Source organism: Rahnella sp. BIGb0603 (assembly GCF_024808755.1).
In the GTDB taxonomy this organism is placed as follows: domain Bacteria; phylum Pseudomonadota; class Gammaproteobacteria; order Enterobacterales; family Enterobacteriaceae; genus Rahnella; species Rahnella contaminans.
The window spans coordinates 259,837-275,731 of sequence record NZ_JANUEX010000001.1 but is presented as its reverse complement, the minus strand read 5'-3'; the positions used below and the strand labels follow the sequence as shown (position 1 = coordinate 275,731).

13 protein-coding genes are annotated in these 15,895 nt (G+C 55.1%); 8 read left to right on the top strand and 5 right to left on the bottom strand.

The annotated features are described in order from the left end of the window. The first annotated feature begins 190 nt into the window (after positions 1-190). The 7 genes from bglF (at position 191) to M2403_RS01205 (ending at position 8,952) form a co-directional block, all read left to right on the top strand. Positions 191-2,068 (top strand): PTS beta-glucoside transporter subunit IIABC, encoded by a 1,878-nt coding sequence (gene bglF, locus M2403_RS01235; RefSeq protein ID WP_259228355.1) that lies wholly within the window; start codon positions 191-193, stop codon positions 2,066-2,068. Between the two features lie 22 nt (positions 2,069-2,090). Continuing rightward, entirely contained in the window at positions 2,091-3,488 is a 1,398-nt protein-coding gene (locus M2403_RS01230; RefSeq protein WP_152325812.1) for a glycoside hydrolase family 1 protein, read from the top strand. 211 nt (positions 3,489-3,699) lie between these two features. After that, on the top strand, positions 3,700-5,070 hold the full coding sequence (locus tag M2403_RS01225; RefSeq protein ID WP_165058659.1) for a carbohydrate porin: 1,371 nt from the start codon (positions 3,700-3,702) through the stop codon (positions 5,068-5,070). 166 nt (positions 5,071-5,236) lie between these two features. Continuing rightward, positions 5,237-6,085, top strand: coding sequence for a transcriptional antiterminator BglG (gene bglG / locus M2403_RS01220; RefSeq protein WP_152325813.1), 849 nt, complete (start codon positions 5,237-5,239; stop codon positions 6,083-6,085). A 232-nt stretch (positions 6,086-6,317) separates the two neighbouring features. Continuing rightward, on the top strand, positions 6,318-7,799 hold the full coding sequence (gene ansP, locus M2403_RS01215) for an L-asparagine permease (protein ID WP_152325814.1): 1,482 nt from the start codon (positions 6,318-6,320) through the stop codon (positions 7,797-7,799). A gap of 149 nt (positions 7,800-7,948) precedes the next feature. Beyond that, complete coding sequence (locus M2403_RS01210; RefSeq protein WP_152325815.1) at positions 7,949-8,146, top strand: hypothetical protein; 198 nt, start codon at positions 7,949-7,951, stop codon at positions 8,144-8,146. Then, positions 8,146-8,952: a hypothetical protein gene (locus tag M2403_RS01205; RefSeq protein WP_152325816.1), complete on the top strand. Its 807-nt coding sequence runs from the start codon at positions 8,146-8,148 to the stop codon at positions 8,950-8,952. The genes M2403_RS01210 and M2403_RS01205 overlap by 1 nt, the downstream gene beginning before the upstream one ends. A 28-nt stretch (positions 8,953-8,980) precedes the next feature. On the opposite strand, the gene M2403_RS01200 is transcribed toward M2403_RS01205, so the two are convergent. Together M2403_RS01200 and M2403_RS01195 are read right to left on the bottom strand one after the other, a co-directional pair. Further along, entirely contained in the window at positions 8,981-9,670 is a 690-nt protein-coding gene (locus tag M2403_RS01200) for a fumarylacetoacetate hydrolase family protein (protein WP_165056997.1), read from the bottom strand. 92 nt (positions 9,671-9,762) lie between these two features. Further along, a complete protein-coding gene (locus M2403_RS01195; protein WP_152325818.1) occupies positions 9,763-10,557 on the bottom strand; it encodes an SDR family oxidoreductase in 795 nt (264 codons plus the stop codon). A gap of 112 nt (positions 10,558-10,669) precedes the next feature. Here M2403_RS01195 and M2403_RS01190 point away from each other — a divergent pair, with 112 nt between their 5' ends. After that, on the top strand, positions 10,670-11,122 hold the full coding sequence (locus tag M2403_RS01190; RefSeq protein ID WP_259228350.1) for a helix-turn-helix domain-containing protein: 453 nt from the start codon (positions 10,670-10,672) through the stop codon (positions 11,120-11,122). Between the two features lie 269 nt (positions 11,123-11,391). Here the strand turns inward: M2403_RS01190 and M2403_RS01185 are convergent, their stop codons facing one another. From M2403_RS01185 to M2403_RS01175, 3 genes are read right to left on the bottom strand one after another with little or no spacing between them, the layout of a single operon-like run. Beyond that, a complete protein-coding gene (locus M2403_RS01185; RefSeq protein ID WP_259228348.1) occupies positions 11,392-13,419 on the bottom strand; it encodes a CocE/NonD family hydrolase in 2,028 nt (675 codons plus the stop codon). Beyond that, positions 13,416-15,059, bottom strand: a complete 1,644-nt coding sequence (locus M2403_RS01180) for an ABC transporter ATP-binding protein (RefSeq protein ID WP_152325821.1) — start codon at positions 15,057-15,059, stop codon at positions 13,416-13,418. The genes M2403_RS01185 and M2403_RS01180 overlap by 4 nt, the downstream gene beginning before the upstream one ends. Continuing rightward, positions 15,056-15,883 (bottom strand): ABC transporter permease, encoded by an 828-nt coding sequence (locus M2403_RS01175; RefSeq protein ID WP_259228345.1) that lies wholly within the window; start codon positions 15,881-15,883, stop codon positions 15,056-15,058. The genes M2403_RS01180 and M2403_RS01175 overlap by 4 nt, the downstream gene beginning before the upstream one ends. Between the last annotated feature and the right edge of the window lie 12 nt (positions 15,884-15,895).

The window sequence follows — 15,895 nt, the reverse complement described above, 5'->3', positions numbered from 1 at the left end:
CCGAGAATCCGTTGCAGAAAGCAGGATTGTTACTGTCTGACAGGCAAAACCTAAACTTCTCGTTTCTTCGCATGCCGCGAAGAGACCGGACGTTTAGGTTTTTTTTTGGCCTGAATTCAGGGGCCGGCCGCCCCTTTGAAATACAACGGCAATGTCGTGCACGACGCCATTACTCTGATGAGATAACACCATGGAATACAAAACATTAGCCGACGAAATTCTCCGCGGAGTGGGCGGAAAGGAAAACGTGAACAGCGTGGTGCATTGCGCCACCCGTTTACGGTTCAAGCTTAAAAACATCAGTAAAGCGGATGCCGAAGGATTAAAAAAGAACCCCGGCGTCATTATGGTGGTGGAAAGCGGTGGCCAGTTTCAGGTCGTGATCGGCAACCACGTCGGCGCGGTCTATGACGCTTTAGTGCGCGGCAGCGCACTTTCGGAAAGCGGCGATGAAGAAGAGGGGCAGGATAAAGGCAATCTGTTCGCCCGCGCCATTGACGTCATTTCCGGTATTTTCACCCCGTTTATCGGCATCATGGCCGCGTCAGGGATCCTGAAAGGGTTTCTGTCACTGGCGCTGGCCTGCGGCTGGCTGAATCCGGAAAGCGGCACGTATAAAGTCTGGTTCGCCGCCAGCGACGCCATGTTTTACTTCTTCCCGCTGGTGATCGGCTATACCGCCGGGAAAAAATTCGGCGGCAATCCGTTTGTAACGATGATGATTGGCGGCGCGATGGTGCATCCGCTGATGACGGCGGCATTTAACGCTCAGCAGCCGGGTGTACCGTCTGAACATTTCTTTGGCATACCGCTGGTTTTCATCAACTACGCCTCATCGGTTATTCCGGTGATCCTTGCCGCGTGGGCCTCCAGCTGGATGGAAAAACGTCTGATGAAACTACTGCCGGGTTCCCTGCGCAATTTCATTACGCCGCTTATCTGCCTGATGGTAATTGTCCCGCTGACCTTCCTCCTCATCGGGCCGGTCGCGACCTGGGCCAGCCAGCAACTTGCTAACGGCTATCAGTTTATCTATCACATCAGCCCGGCCATCGCGGGGGCCTTTATGGGTGGCCTGTGGCAAGTCTGTGTGATCTTCGGTCTGCACTGGGGGCTGGTGCCGCTGATGATCAACAACTTCAGCATTCTGGGCCACGACACCATGCTGCCGCTGCTATTACCGGCCGTGATGGGGCAGGTTGGCGCTGTAATCGGCGTGATGTTGCGTGCTAAAGACGCGCGTACCAAAGCACTGGCGGGTTCAGCGGTCAGCGCCGGGATTTTCGGTATCACAGAACCGGCGGTTTACGGCATTAACCTGCCACGCCGCCGTCCGTTTATTTTCGGCTGCGTCGGCGGCGCGCTGGGCGCGGCAATCCTCGGTTATTTCCAGACTACCGCGTACTCGTTCGGCTTCGCTAACATCTTCACTTTCACGCAGATCATTCCACCGACGGGTTTTGACCAGACGGTTACCGCCGCGATCGCCGGCACCGTTTTTGCCCTCGCGTTTGCCGCTCTGGCAACGTTCTTCTTCGGGATGAATGAAGAAGCGAAAGCGGGTGAAACGGCCGATAGTGTCTCGCCGGCTTCCGTCCAGTCGCCGCGTGGCAAAACCCTGGTGGCCAGCCCGATTGCAGGTATCTGCGTGGCGCTTGAAGATGTGAAAGATCCGACATTTGCCAGCGGTTTGCTGGGTAAAGGCGTAGCGATTATTCCGTCCGCGGGCCGTGTCGTTTCGCCGGTCAACGGCACCGTGGTTTCCCTGTTCAAAACCCATCACGCTATCGGAATTGAATCAGAAGACGGCGCGGAAATCCTGATCCACGTCGGTATCGATACCGTGAAGCTTGATGGCAAATTCTTCACGCCGCACGTGGCAGCAGACACCGTCGTGAAGCAGGGCGATTTGCTGCTGGAGTTCGACACCCAGGGCATTGCCGATGCCGGTTACGACCTGACTACGCCTGTGCTTATCACCAACAGCGACGATTATCTCGACGTCATTCCGGCCAGCACGGGTCAGGACGTCGGCGAACAAGCTTTATTACTTACCCTTTTACGATAACAGTCAGAACCAGGAGATTCACATGAGCAAGCAATTCCCGAAGGAATTCTTATGGGGCGGCGCAGTCGCAGCTAATCAGGTTGAAGGCGCGTACCTGACCGACGGTAAAGGATTGTCCACCTCTGACCTGCAACCGCAGGGCGTTTTCGGCCCGGTGCAGGAGCGCGTGGAAGGCGATTTTGGCATCAAAGATGTGGCGATTGATTTTTACCATCGTTATCCGGAAGACATGAAACTGTTCGCCGAAATGGGATTCACCGTGCTGCGAACTTCTATTGCCTGGACACGTATTTTCCCGGAAGGCGACGAACTGCACCCGAACGAAGCCGGTCTGGCATTCTACGACCGCCTGTTTGATGAAATGGCAAAATACGGCATCACGCCGCTGGTGACGCTTTCCCATTACGAAATGCCGTACGGCATCGTGAAAAAACACGGCGGCTGGGGCAGCCGGGATACCATCGGTTTCTTCGAGAATTACGCCCGCACCGTGTTCACGCGTTACAAAGATAAAGTGAAACACTGGCTGACGTTCAACGAAATCAACATGTCGCTGCACGCGCCGTTTACCGGTGTCGGATTGCCGGAAGGCAGCAGCAAACAGGCGATTTATCAGGCCATTCATCATCAGCTGGTGGCGAGTGCCAAAGCAGTGAAAGCCTGTCATGAAATCATTCCTGACGGCAAAATCGGTAACATGCTGCTGGGCGGAATGCTCTATCCGCTGACCTGCAAACCGGCTGATATGATGGAAACGCTGCAACAAAACCGCGACTGGTTATTCTTTGGTGACGTTCAGGTACGTGGCGCGTATCCGGCGTATATGAAACGTTTCTTTAAAGATCGCGGTATGGAAATTAACATTACTGCTGAAGACAAAATAGCGCTGAAAGAAACGGTCGACTTTATTTCCTTCAGTTATTACATGACCGGTTGTGTAACCACGGATGCAGAACAAAATATTAAAGCACGTGCCAATATATTAAATATGGTGCCGAATCCGCATCTGAAAAGTTCCGAATGGGGCTGGCAGATTGATCCGGAAGGTTTGCGGTTCTTAATGAATGAATTATATGACCGCTACCAGAAGCCGTTATTTATTGTTGAGAATGGTCTGGGTGCCCGCGATAAAGTCGAAGCGGACGGCAGCATTAATGATGATTACCGCATTGAGTATATCAATGACCATCTGGTGCAGGTGCGCGAAGCCATTGAAGACGGTGTGGAAGTCATGGGCTACACCAGCTGGGGGCCTATCGACCTGGTCAGCGCATCGAAAGCCGAATTCTCCAAACGCTACGGCTATATCTATGTTGACCGCGACGACCAGGGCAATGGCACGCTGGAACGCCGCCGCAAGAAAAGCTTCTTCTGGTATGCCGACGTGATTAAAACTCACGGTGCTTCTTTAAAAGCGTAAATAAACAAACCGTAATCCGGTGGCCTGAATGAGCAGGCCACTTCATACCGAACCTCAATTAATAATGCGAAATTTCACCCGCAGGGCAATCTGTGCCTGCGGGAAGGAATTCGAATAACAATAAAAAGATAATCAATAATTCGAAGGGAATGTAATGATGAAATTTTCTCAGATTTCTGTATTACCTGCACATAATGATTCCGGGTATAAAATGCGACCCGCAGTTCGTTCATATCATAAATATTTCGCGCTGGCCGTTTGTCTGGCGGGCGCAGGGATCCAACCGGCACTGGCCGCCAGCGACTGGAACGGAACCGTGCTCGGTTTTGAGGCACCCGGCGAAGGGATGCTCGGCGACATGCTGGGGATCCGGCCCATTCTTGAAGACCACGGTTTCCATTATCAGCTCGGTTACCTGAGCGAATCTTCCTACAACGCGGGCGGCGGTTATAACCACGATAAAAAACTGGCGTACATCGACCAGTTCTCGCTGACGTTTACGCAGGATCTGGAAATGTACACCGGCATTCCGGATGCGGCGATTGAAGGGAACATTGTTAACCGTAACCATGATGACAACCTGACGTCCGAACGTACGCAAGATCCGCGTGTGGGTTTTAACGATATCGCGCAGGAAAGCTGGGGAGGGCAGTCGATTACGCGTCTGGGCTGGCTGACCTTTAGCCGCAGTTTTGATGACCGCAAACTGCACTGGCGCATCGGCATGATGAACAAGAATCAGGATTTCGATCAGATTATCCCGTGCGATTTCCAGTTGCTCAGTCAGTGCGGCGGCAAATCTGCTAACTCGATGACCTGGTACAACTGGAACAAACATTACTGGGGCACCACATTCCAGTACAAACTGACGGACAGCCTGACGCTGAAAACCGGCATCATGGAACAAAACCCGGACGCGTCAGATAGAAAATACGCCTGGAGCGGTTCGCTGAAAGGCGCTCGCGGGATTTTGCTGCCGATGGAAGCCGAACTGAAAACCAAGGTCAACGGTTTGCCGGGCATTTATAACTTCGGACTGCTGTACACCAACTCGCCGCAGAAGGATCTTTCTGAGGGGAAAACGCAAAGCGTCGGCGCCAGCGACCCGGAAGGTTATCGTTCCCACAGCAGCACCTGGTTTATGTACACCGGTTTCAACCAGCAGGTGACGCAGCGTGGCGATGATCCGAACCGCGGCATGAGCGTGTCATACAGTCTCGGTCTGGCCGACCCGCGCAGCAACGCCATGCATTACACGCAGGCGGCGTCCATGCGTTATCGCGGTCTGTTCGATGCGCGCCCTGACGACTGGCTGGGTTTTGGTATGACGTACATTAAAATGAGCGACCACTACCGGCAAAATCAGGAAAACCTGAACGCCATTTATCAGGTGGATGATTACGGCAATCCGTTGTACACGCCGCTGTCCGGGCATTCGGTTAATGCCGATTTGTACTATCAGATCAAAGTGCGTTCATGGCTTATCCTGCAACCTGATTTGCAATACTGGTACCGTCCGGGTGGCGTGAAAGAAACGCAGGACGCCTGGGTGACAGGGCTGAAAGCCATTGTCACTTTCTGAGTGCGGGCATGGCCGGAGAGCCGGGATCGTTATCACGCTTTTTCAGTAATGTGCATTGAGTGGCTAATCTAACCTGCTAGAATTATCAGGCAGATACGCAATGCTGTGGCAGACAAAACCTGATCTTCTTCACTGACGATCGGGTTTTTCTTTTCAGGGAATCACAATGAAAATCGCCAAAATTTTAAATAATAACGTGGTGGTTGTCGTCAACGATCAGCAGCGGGAACAGGTCGTCATGGGCCGTGGTCTGGCGTTTATGAAAAAAACGGGAGATGAACTTGATGACAGTAAAATCGAGAAAATCTTCGCCTTACAAAACGACGAACTGGTCGCGCATCTGACGGAACTGCTCTCGCATATTCCGATGGAAGTGATGACGACCTGCGACCAGATCATTTCGCTGGCACGAACCCGGCTGGGAAAGTTGCAGGAAAATCTGTATATCGCGCTGACCGATCACTGCAACTTTGCCATTGAACGGCAGAAAAAAGGTGTGCCCATCAGCAATGCGTTGCTGTGGGAAACGCGACGTCTGTATCCCAAAGAGTATGCGCTGGGCGTGGAAGCGCTGGACATTATTGATGCCCGTCTGGGCGTGCGGTTGCCGGTGGATGAAGCCGGTTTTATTGCCCTGCATCTGGTCAACGCGCAGCTGAACGGCGAAATGCCGGAAGTGGCGCGCATTACCCGCGTGATGCAGGAAATCCTCAATCTGGTGAAATACCAGCTGCGTCTGGAATATGACGAAGAGTCGCTGAGTTATCAGCGGTTCGTTACCCACCTGAAATTCTTCGCCCAGCGGATGCTGAACCGGACCGTGGTCGCCGATGACGATATGACGCTGCATGTGGCGGTAAAAGAGAATTACCCGCAGGCGTGGCAGTGTGCAGAAAAGATCGGGGAATACCTGACGGCGCAGTACCAGCGCGGGCTGACGACGGAAGAAATCATGTACCTGTCGATCAATATTGAGCGGGTGCGCAAAGAGAGCAAACCACAAGATCATGCATAAAACTGTCGTTGCATGCGCAATTCACGCCGCGAAATATGTCTTATCACAATTTTTAAGTACGGTTTTTTTTGCCTCGGTTAATGAGAACAGGTAGCATCCTTCGCCGTTATTGCATCAAAAACAGTTCCGGCTAAAAAAACTACAGTGGGTTAACCACGTAAACGTCGTGGCTTGCAATCGTTTGCTTGCTGCACCGGCGTCAGGTGAAGGTTATTTTGGAGAACAAGTCATAATGAAGTCTCATAAGAAATCGGCAGAGGCAAAACACGCCGCAAAACGGCGCTGGCTGGATTCGCACGAAAGCGGTTACCACAAGAGCATGGGCAATCGTCAGGTTCAGATGATTGCTATTGGGGGTTCTATCGGTACCGGTTTATTCCTTGGTGCGGGTGCGCGTTTACAGATGGCAGGCCCGGCGCTGGCTATCGTGTATGCGGTATGTGGTATTTTCTCGTTCTTTATTCTGCGTGCGCTGGGTGAACTGGTTTTACACCGTCCGACCAGCGGCAGTTTCGTCTCTTATGCCCGTGAGTTTCTGGGCGAAAAGGCCTCCTATGTGGCGGGCTGGATGTACTTCCTGAACTGGGCGATGACCGGCATTGTCGATATCACCGCAGTGGCTCTGTACATGCACTACTGGGGAACCTTCGGTGATGTCCCGCAGTGGATGTTTGCCCTCGGTGCGCTGGCGATTGTGGCGACCATGAATATGATCGGCGTGAAGTGGTTCGCTGAAATGGAATTCTGGTTTGCGCTGATCAAAGTCGCGGCTATCGCAATCTTCCTGGTGGTCGGCGTGGTGTTCCTTGGCACAGGCAAACAGCTCGACGGCAATACCACCGGTCTGCACCTGATCACCGACAACGGCGGTATCTTCCCGCACGGCCTGTTACCGGCGCTGGTTTTAGTGCAGGGCGTGGTCTTCGCCTTTGCGGCGATCGAACTGGTCGGTACCGCAGCGGGCGAAACGAAAAATCCTGAAAAAGTGCTGCCGAAAGCCATCAACAGCGTGATCTGGCGTATTGCTTTGTTCTACGTCGGCTCCGTCGTGCTGCTGGTTCTGCTGCTGCCGTGGAATGCGTATCAGGCGGGCCAGAGTCCGTTTGTGACCTTCTTCAGCAAGCTCGGCGTGCCGTACATCGGGACAATCATGAATATCGTGGTGCTGACCGCCGCGCTGTCGAGCCTGAACTCTGGCCTGTATTCCACCGGTCGTATTCTGCGTTCGCTGTCGATGGGCGGCTCTGCGCCGAAATTCATGTCGAAGATGAGCGCGCAGCAGGTGCCTTACGCGGGCATTCTGGTGACCGTCGGTATTTACGTAATAGGCGTCATCCTCAACTATTACGTGCCTTCGCAGGTCTTTGAGATTGTCCTGAACGTTGCGTCACTGGGCATCCTCAGCTCATGGGCATTCATCATCGTGTGTCAGATGAAACTGCGTACCGCCATCAAAGAAGGTCGGGCGAAAGACGTCTCCTTCAAAATGCCGTGGGCGCCGTTTACTTCATGGCTGACGCTGGCCTTCCTGGCGGGCGTACTGATTCTGATGGCGTTTGATTACCCGAACGGAACCTTCACGGTTTCCACTATTCCGGTGCTGATCATTCTGCTGGTTCTGGGCTGGATTGGCTTGCGTAAGCGCGCGGCGGAAGTGCATGCCGAACAGGCAGCGCACGAAGAAGCGCATCACGAAAGCGTGGAAACGAAGTAAACCGGGCAGAATGTTTGCCGTGAAAGAAGGTCGTCCTGCGGGGCGGCCTTTTTTTTGCCTTCAGAAAGTAAACATTCCTAAACTCTCCTGATTTTTCACCGCATTGCCCTTCGTTGACTAGGCTTGTTCTTTTGCTGTGAGAGAAACCTATGCTAAAGAATCTGCTTCAAATTTTTTCCAGCCCCGAGCAATTTCTGGGGCTGTTCAGTGCGAAGGATATTGAGAATACGCTGGAGGAGGGGGAGCGTATTTTGATTGATGAAAACGGTACTGCCTCGGTCAATCCGGCGAATCAGGACATGCAGGAAGATTTCGCCCGGCACGTCAAACGCATGGGTGTGCTGTAATGGCGACGGCGGTTTTCATGGTGTTAATGGTCTGCGGTTACTGGTACACCACCCGCGACATCTCATCACGTTTCAAACTCAAACGGACATTTGGCTGGGATGTCTATTTTCTGGTGGCGCTCTACGGCTGCATTTTTGTCCTGCAAGGCGTGCTGATGATTGCGCTGGGGTATATGGCGCTGTGGGGCATTTCAGAAATCGTGAACGCCATTCCGGCCACGGTTTATGCGCATCAAAACGTTCATTACCACCGCGATTTTATCAACTGGAGTTTCTTAGGGATTCAGGCGCCGGTTGTCATCATGCTCGGCATTTCGGTGATGCTTTGCCTGGTGCGCACCACCTGGTCGCCGGGCTTGCGGCTCAATACCGCCGGACGCAAGCAACTGTACAAACAGCTCACCCGGGCCAACGGCGTCGAAGGCCTTTTGTACCAGTGCATGGAGCAGGGCGATATGGTGTTTATCACGCTCCAGTCACGGCGTGTGTATATCGGGATGGTGCACACGGCGCGCTGTGAAACCTCATCATCAGATAACGTCGTGGTGATCCCGATGGTCAGCGGCTACCGCGACAAAGACACACTGGAGCTGCGCGTTGAGCACAACTATGCCCGGTATTATCAGGAACACGGCGTGACGCCTGTTTCCCAGCCGGTGAATGCACTGAATTTCAGAAAGGTGATTTTGCTCAGCCAGATAGAAACGCTGTCACTGTTTGATCCGTCCAGCGCTTGTGCATTTGAGAAGCTGATCCCGCTCGTTACGGAAGAGGCTGAAAGAAAGGCGGGAGAAAAGGACGCCTGAAATCAGGCGTCGCAGCAGGGATAGACGCTTAAACGATAGTAAAGCTGAATTCGCTCAGCCCTTCGATCCCGCCGGTGATCACATCACCGCGCACAACCGGGCCGACGCCCGCAGGCGTACCGGTGTAAATCAGGTCACCGGGCTTAAGCTCAACGGCCTGTGACAGATAACTGATCACATCCGCCACCTGCCAGATCTGATCACTTAAATCGCCGCGCTGACGTTTTTCGCCGTTCACATCCAGCCAGATTTTACCGGCGGCAGGATGACCGGTCTGACTGACCGGCAGCAGCGGATTCGCGGGTGCGGAATCATCAAAGCCTTTGGCGAAATCCCACGGACGCCCCTGCTTTTTGGCCTGCGCCTGGATGTCGCGACGGGTTAAATCCACGCCGACGGTATAACCCCAGACATGCGAAAGCGCGTCTCCGGCGGCGATGTTTTTACCGCCCTCGGCGATCGCTACCACCAGTTCCACTTCGTAATGCAGATCTTCGGTCAGTGTCGGATACGGCACGTTACCGCTGGCAGGAATAACCGCATCAGCCGGCTTACCAAAGAAAAATGGCGGTTCACGATCCGGATCATGCCCCATTTCGCGGGCGTGCTCGGAATAGTTACGTCCGACGCAGTACACACGGCGTATCGGAAAACGGGCGCTCTGGCCTTCGACGGCAAGAGAGGAAACTTCAGGTGTAGCAATTACATATTCAGTCATCGTATTCACTTCACAAAGTTGGCGAATTAACATATTTGCAAAGCAAATCAACATTGACCAGTAAATTTATGTTACTGGTCAATGTCTCACTGTCAGGCTTTGTAACGCGGCGCGGCGTGAGATTGCAGGAAGTTCGGCACCATCGCCGAACGCAGGGCGTCAAAATCGTCCCACTGTTTTTCGTCCTGCAACGGCGGAATAGTGACTTTTTCTTTGCGGTCAAAGCCCAGCAGCGCGGCATCTACCAGTTCACCGACTTCCATGACTCCCGGTACTTCATCGATATTTTTGCCCGAACGCGCCCAGATTTCGGTACGCGTTGCGGCCGGTAACACGGCCTGAACGTACAGGCCGCGTTCTGCCATTTCAAATTGCAGCGTCTGGCTGAAAGTCAGCACAAAAGCCTTAGTCGCGGAATACACCGCCGATTGCAGCTCCGGCGTCAGCGCCATCACAGAAGCGATATTAATAATGGCGCCGTCTTTATGTTTAATCAGACCGTCGAAAGCGACACGGGAAAGACGTGCCACTGAGGTGACATTCAGGGTGATCAGATTCTCGATAGCCCCGGCGTCACTGTTCTCAAAACCGGCTTTCAGTGAAGCCCCGGCGTTATTGATCAGCAGGGAAATCTGCGGCGTGGCGCGGATGAAGTCTTCGACACGGGCGAGATCTTCGCTGCGGGTCAGGTCAGCAGGCAGCACGGTGATATTTACGCCCGACTCTTGTTGCAGGCGATCGGACAGCGCATTAAGACGTTCAACGTCACGGGCAACCAGAATTAAATCATAACCACGCTTTGCCAGGCGATCGGCATAGGTTGCGCCAATACCGGTGGATGCCCCTGTGATCAAAGCAACAGATTTGGAGCGAATAGAATCTGACATAGTAGAACCTCGGGTTTGAATAAGTGGTTTAATTATGAAACCAGATGATTTTTAGCACCAGTGGTTTTATAATGCAACCAGATTATTTAAACCGCATTGAGCAGGAAGTGCCATGAAACGAACCCGTCTGGAAAATACGCCATGTCCGGCAGGCCGTGCGCTGGATTTAATTGGTGACTGGTGGACGCTGCTGATTGTCCGTGATGCCATGCGTGGAATTTCGCGTTTCAGTGAATTCCAGCGCAGTCTAGGCGCGGCTAAAAACATTCTCAGCACGAGACTGAAAGCGCTGGTGGCGGAAGGTATTTTGAAAGTTGAACCGGCGGCGGATGGCTCGGCGTATCAGGATTATGTGCTGACAGAAAAAGGGCTGGCGCTGCAACCGGTGCTGGTCGCGCTGGGGCAGTGGGGAAGTGAATACCTGTTTGAAGAAGGCGAAGCCTGCACGCTGCTGGTTGATAACAAAAACCGCCAGCCGCTGCGCAAACTCGAAATACGTGCGCAGGACGGGCGGGTGCTGGAGAGTCAGGACATTACGGCGATAATCCCCCAAATCTCGCACTGATCGGATTTTGAGAAATCTTACTGGCGCGCTCAGAAATTTTGCTGACCGATGATTCGAGACCTGTGGCTCGAATCATCGGGGAAGGAACCGCGCAGCGGCAAGATTTCGCGCCACATGCCGCAGCAACGGAACATGTCCATCGTCCCAGCGGTAGCGCGCATTTAAAGAGCCCGGGATTCTTAAGGGGCGCGGCGAAAGGCGCTCCTTAAGGCCGGTGTGGGTGGCAACCCACGGTTTTGACCTTGACCTGGAATTACCAACCCTAATCGTTACCGCGCAATTCTCTCGTGCCAGTATTTCGTGAATTCTTCTTCGCCGTTCAGACTCACCACCATGTCGCCGCTGACGACAAAGTGGGTCAGATCACTACGCAGCTCGAGCGTAATTTCCGCCTCCATCCACCAGCCTTCTCGCCCCATTTTCATGGTTTGCGTCAGCAGATAGCGCGCGGAAAGCGGGTCACTGTTACTGACCGTCAGCTCGCGGCGTAGACCGTGATCGACGGTCGTATCGATATCATCGAAACGGTAAACGCCTTCACCGAATACGCCACCCACGCCGTGAGTCACGCTGGTCCAGCTGTCGGTAAGGAAATCATAAGTGATGTTGCGATCAACGCGTCCCGGTGACAGTACGGTCTGCGGGGTAAGCGGGGCGCTTTGTGGTTCGGCGATCGGGCCATCAACCGGTACCGGCTGTTCGCAAACCGGCAGACTGAGCTGCGCGCTGTGCAAATCGACCGTCAGCGTCGCGGCTTCGGCCATCGGCCAGATCATCGGCCAGAAAGTGGTTGCCAGCGAGAGCCGCAGGCGATGTCCGGCGGCAAAGCGGTGAGCGATGCCATCCAGCTGTACCGGTACTTTGACTTTTTGCCCCGGTACGAGCGGTACAGATTTATCGTGGCCATGCAGATGCGCCAGATTCAGCCAGCCGTGTGTGACGCGGTTTACCGCACCTTCCGGTGAAACGTCGGAAAGGCGCACGTAAAGCATCGCCGCCGGTTTATCACTGCTCAGCTCCACCGTGAATTCCGGAAAGCCGAAGATGGACAGCGGTTCGGCCAGCGGTTCGCCGTCAAAGATTTCCGCCATGCCGTCGTCAACGCGCTGATCCGGCGGCATTTCACCGGGCACGCCAGCGCCCATCCATTCCCCGGCCATCAGCCCGTGATTCTGAGGCGAACAGATATTGATGACGCCCGCGCCGGCATCCGGCTGAGTATTCAGCTGGCCGCGCGAAAGCCAGCGGGGCATGTAATTAATATTGCTGGCGGTGCCGCGATCAAATCCCACCCATTCGCCTTTGCTGACCGGACGCATCGCCGAAGGCGGCTGGCTGTCCTGCAACCATGTCTGAATCATCGGACCTTCCATCGCGCCGTTTTGTTCGCCCTTCAGCCAGTGATCCCACCAGTGAACCGCTTCCTGCAGGAAACCGATCGCCGGTTCCGGTGTGCCGTCCTGCGGATAAATATGCGCCCACGGGCCGAGAATGGCGCGGCGCGGAACCTGTAAATTGTCCATCAGGCGGAAAACGGCATTGCTGTAGGCATCCGCCCAGCCGCCAATCGCCAGCACCGGACATTCAATGGCTGACCAGTCTTCGCACACTGAGCCGTGCTGCCAGTATTCGTCGCGCAGCGGATGCTCCATCCACAACGCCGGGAAGAAGGGCATGTTTTCCAGACGGTTCAGCCAGTCTTTGTACCAGCTTTCACCGACCAGCGCCGGATCGGACGGACGGCTCTGGTACGCCAGCATAATGCCGCCCCACCAGAGGTTATCGTTAAGCAGGCAGCCGCCTTTGTAGTGGATGTCATCGCGGTAGCGGTCGTCGGTTGAGCATACGGTGATGATGGCTTTCAGCGCCGCAGGACGACGGGCGGCGACCTGCAATCCGTTAAATCCGCCCCAGGATTTGCCCATCATGCCGACGTTGCCGCTGCACCAGTTTTGCTGCGTGATCCATTCGATGACTTCGAGCGCGTCGTCCTGTTCCTGCAACAGGTATTCGTCGGCCAGCAATCCGTCGGATTCGCCGCTGCCGCGCATGTCCACACGCACTACCGCGTAACCGTTGCCGGCAAAGAATCCGTGCATCGGTTCATCGCGGGTGCGGGTACCGTCGCGCTTGCGGTAAGGAATGTATTCGAGGATCGCCGGAACCGGCTGGTTTACCGCATCATCCGGTAGCCATAATCGCGCGGCGAGGCGTGTGCCGTCGCTCAGCGGTATCCACAAATGTTCAGTCACGGTGACGGCGTGGGGGAATTCGGTCACGATGCGTTTGGTATTCATAAGACTCCTGTCGAAGGAATGGCTGTAGCCGGAAGCGGAACGTTGCGCAGGGCGAGAACGTCGTCCAGCCAGCGGGTGCGCATTTCCGGTACGGACGTCAGCAGTTTTTCGGTGTAGCTGTGCATAGGCGCGCTGAATACCACGCCGGTATCGCCACTGGCGACCACCTGGCCCTGATACATCACCGCGACCTGATGGGCGATACGTTTCACGGTGCCCAGGTCGTGGGTGATAAACAGGTAAGACAGCCCGAGCTGTTCCTGTAAGCGGCGCAGCAGATTCAGCACTTCCTCAGCGACCAGCGGATCGAGCGCGGAGGTGGCTTCGTCACAGATAATCAGTTCCGGCTGCGCAGCCAGCGCACGGGCTATACAGACGCGCTGTTTCTGCCCGCCGGAAAGCTCGCCGGGACGACGGTCGATCAGCTTTACCGGCAGCTCCGTCAGGCGCAGTAACTCTTCCACGCGCTCGCGAACCTGCTTTTTGTTCATCCCGAAATAGAAACTCAGCGGGCGGCCAATGATATCCAGCAGCGTCTGGCGTGGGTTGAGCGCCACGTCGGGAAGCTGATAAATCATCTGCATCCGGCGCAGGGTTTCTTTGTTGCGCTTCTGGTAATTATGCGAAAGCGCCGTGCCGTCGAAGTCCACCGAGCCTTCGGTGTCCGGTAGCAGACCCACCAGCGCCCGCGCCAGCGTACTTTTTCCGCTGCCGGATTCACCGATAATCGCCAGCGTTTTGCCGCGAGGGAGTTGCAGACTGACATCATGCACCACGCGTTTGCCGTTATAACCGGTGCTGAGTTTCTTCATGGTCAGCAGCGGCTGGCCGGACGATTCATGGCCGCCGGTCAGTGGCGCCAGCGCGTGTTCACGCTCCGCGACCAGCCTGCGGGTGTAATCCTGCTGCGGGTTTTCCAGAATGGTTTGCGTGCTGCCGGTTTCCACTTCCTTGCCGTGACGCAGCACCATAATGCGGTCGGCGAGCTGCGCGACAACGGCCAGATCGTGCGTGATATACAGCGCGGCGGTGTTGAACTCACGCACCAGTTTGCGCAGCATCACCAGCACTTCAATTTGCGTGGTGACGTCCAGCGCCGTGGTCGGTTCATCCATGATCAGCAAATCCGGTTTACAGGACATCGCCATCGCGGCCATTGCGCGCTGAAGCTGTCCGCCGGAAAGCTGATGCGGATAACGCTTGCCGATGTTTTCCGGATCCGGCAAATCCAGTGAGCGGAACAGGGAAATCGCCCACTGGCGGCTTTCTTCTTTGTTCATCAAACCGTGGCGGATCGGGCCTTCGCATACCTGTTTTTCGATGGTCAGCGCCGGGTTAAACGAGGCGGCGGCGCTTTGCGCGACATAGGCCACGCGTTTGCCGCGCCACTCGCGTTTAACGCGCGAAGGCTGTGAAACAATGTTGGTGCCGTCGAGGATCACCTCGCCGCCCGCAATCCGGCAGCCCTGACGTGCATAGCCCAGCGCCGCCAGCCCGATGGTGGATTTGCCTGCGCCGGATTCACCAATCAGGCCGAGCACTTCGCCCGCCGCCAGTTTCAGCGAAATATCCTGCACCAGCGGCGAACCGTCGAGGGTTTCAATGCGCAGGCCGCGCATTTCTAAAATCGTGCGTGTCATGCTTCATCTCCCTGCGGCAGGCTGTTACGGGCCAGCAGCCAGTCAACCACCAGATTGACGCCAATCGTCAGCAGCGCAATCGCCGCCGCCGGATAGAGCGGCGCAAGCTGACCAAAGTTAATCGCCTGCGCGTTGTCACGCACCATGCTTCCCCAGTCAGCATACGGCGGCTGAATGCCTAATCCTAAGAAGCTCAGACCCGCAATAAACAGGAAGGTAAAGCAAAAGCGCATACCAAACTCTGCCAGCAGCGGCGGCAGGGCGTTAGGCAGAATTTCTTTGAACAGCACCCAGCGCAACCCTTCACCGCGCAGACGCGCCGCTTCGACATATTCCTGACAGACAATCGCCTGCGCCACCAGGCGTGCCAGACGGAACACGCGGGTGGCGTCGAGCAGGGCGATGGTCAGCACCAGAACCGGAATCGAGGTGCCCATTACGGATAATACGATCAGCGCGAAAATCAGCACCGGAATCGACATCACGGTATCGACGATGCGCGAAAGCACGGTATCCACCCATTTGCCGTAAATCGCGGCGGTGAAACCGGTGACGATGCCGATGATAAATGAGCTGAAGGTGATGGTCAGGGCGATGGCAATTGTCGTGCGCGCGCCAAATAAAATGCGCGAAAGCATGTCGCGCCCGAGGCTGTCGGTACCAAACGGCGTGGCGGAAGACGGCAGCAGCCAGATATCGCCAACCTGTTCGGTTTCGCTGTGAGGCGCAAGCCACGGCGCGAAAATGGCGGCGAAGAGATTCACCGCAATAATCACAATGCCAATCCAGGCCGACAGCGGGATGTTAATGAAATACCGGTTCATGCTGTCCCTCTT

Excerpts from the sequence above, each read along its gene's own strand:
- bglG (WP_152325813.1), top strand. The coding sequence starts at position 5,237 with ATGAAAATCGCCAAAATTTTAAATAATAACGTGGTGGTTGTCGTCAAC.
- M2403_RS01205 (WP_152325816.1), top strand. The coding sequence starts at position 8,146 with ATGGCGACGGCGGTTTTCATGGTGTTAATGGTCTGCGGTTACTGGTAC.
- M2403_RS01175 (WP_259228345.1), bottom strand. The coding sequence starts at position 15,883 with ATGAACCGGTATTTCATTAACATCCCGCTGTCGGCCTGGATTGGCATT.
- M2403_RS01230 (WP_152325812.1), top strand. The coding sequence starts at position 2,091 with ATGAGCAAGCAATTCCCGAAGGAATTCTTATGGGGCGGCGCAGTCGCA.
- M2403_RS01195 (WP_152325818.1), bottom strand. The coding sequence starts at position 10,557 with ATGTCAGATTCTATTCGCTCCAAATCTGTTGCTTTGATCACAGGGGCA.
- M2403_RS01200 (WP_165056997.1), bottom strand. The coding sequence starts at position 9,670 with ATGACTGAATATGTAATTGCTACACCTGAAGTTTCCTCTCTTGCCGTC.
- M2403_RS01190 (WP_259228350.1), top strand. The coding sequence starts at position 10,670 with ATGAAACGAACCCGTCTGGAAAATACGCCATGTCCGGCAGGCCGTGCG.
- M2403_RS01225 (WP_165058659.1), top strand. The coding sequence starts at position 3,700 with ATGCGACCCGCAGTTCGTTCATATCATAAATATTTCGCGCTGGCCGTT.
- bglF (WP_259228355.1), top strand. The coding sequence starts at position 191 with ATGGAATACAAAACATTAGCCGACGAAATTCTCCGCGGAGTGGGCGGA.
- M2403_RS01180 (WP_152325821.1), bottom strand. The coding sequence starts at position 15,059 with ATGACACGCACGATTTTAGAAATGCGCGGCCTGCGCATTGAAACCCTC.
- M2403_RS01185 (WP_259228348.1), bottom strand. The coding sequence starts at position 13,419 with ATGAATACCAAACGCATCGTGACCGAATTCCCCCACGCCGTCACCGTG.
- ansP (WP_152325814.1), top strand. The coding sequence starts at position 6,318 with ATGAAGTCTCATAAGAAATCGGCAGAGGCAAAACACGCCGCAAAACGG.
- M2403_RS01210 (WP_152325815.1), top strand. The coding sequence starts at position 7,949 with ATGCTAAAGAATCTGCTTCAAATTTTTTCCAGCCCCGAGCAATTTCTG.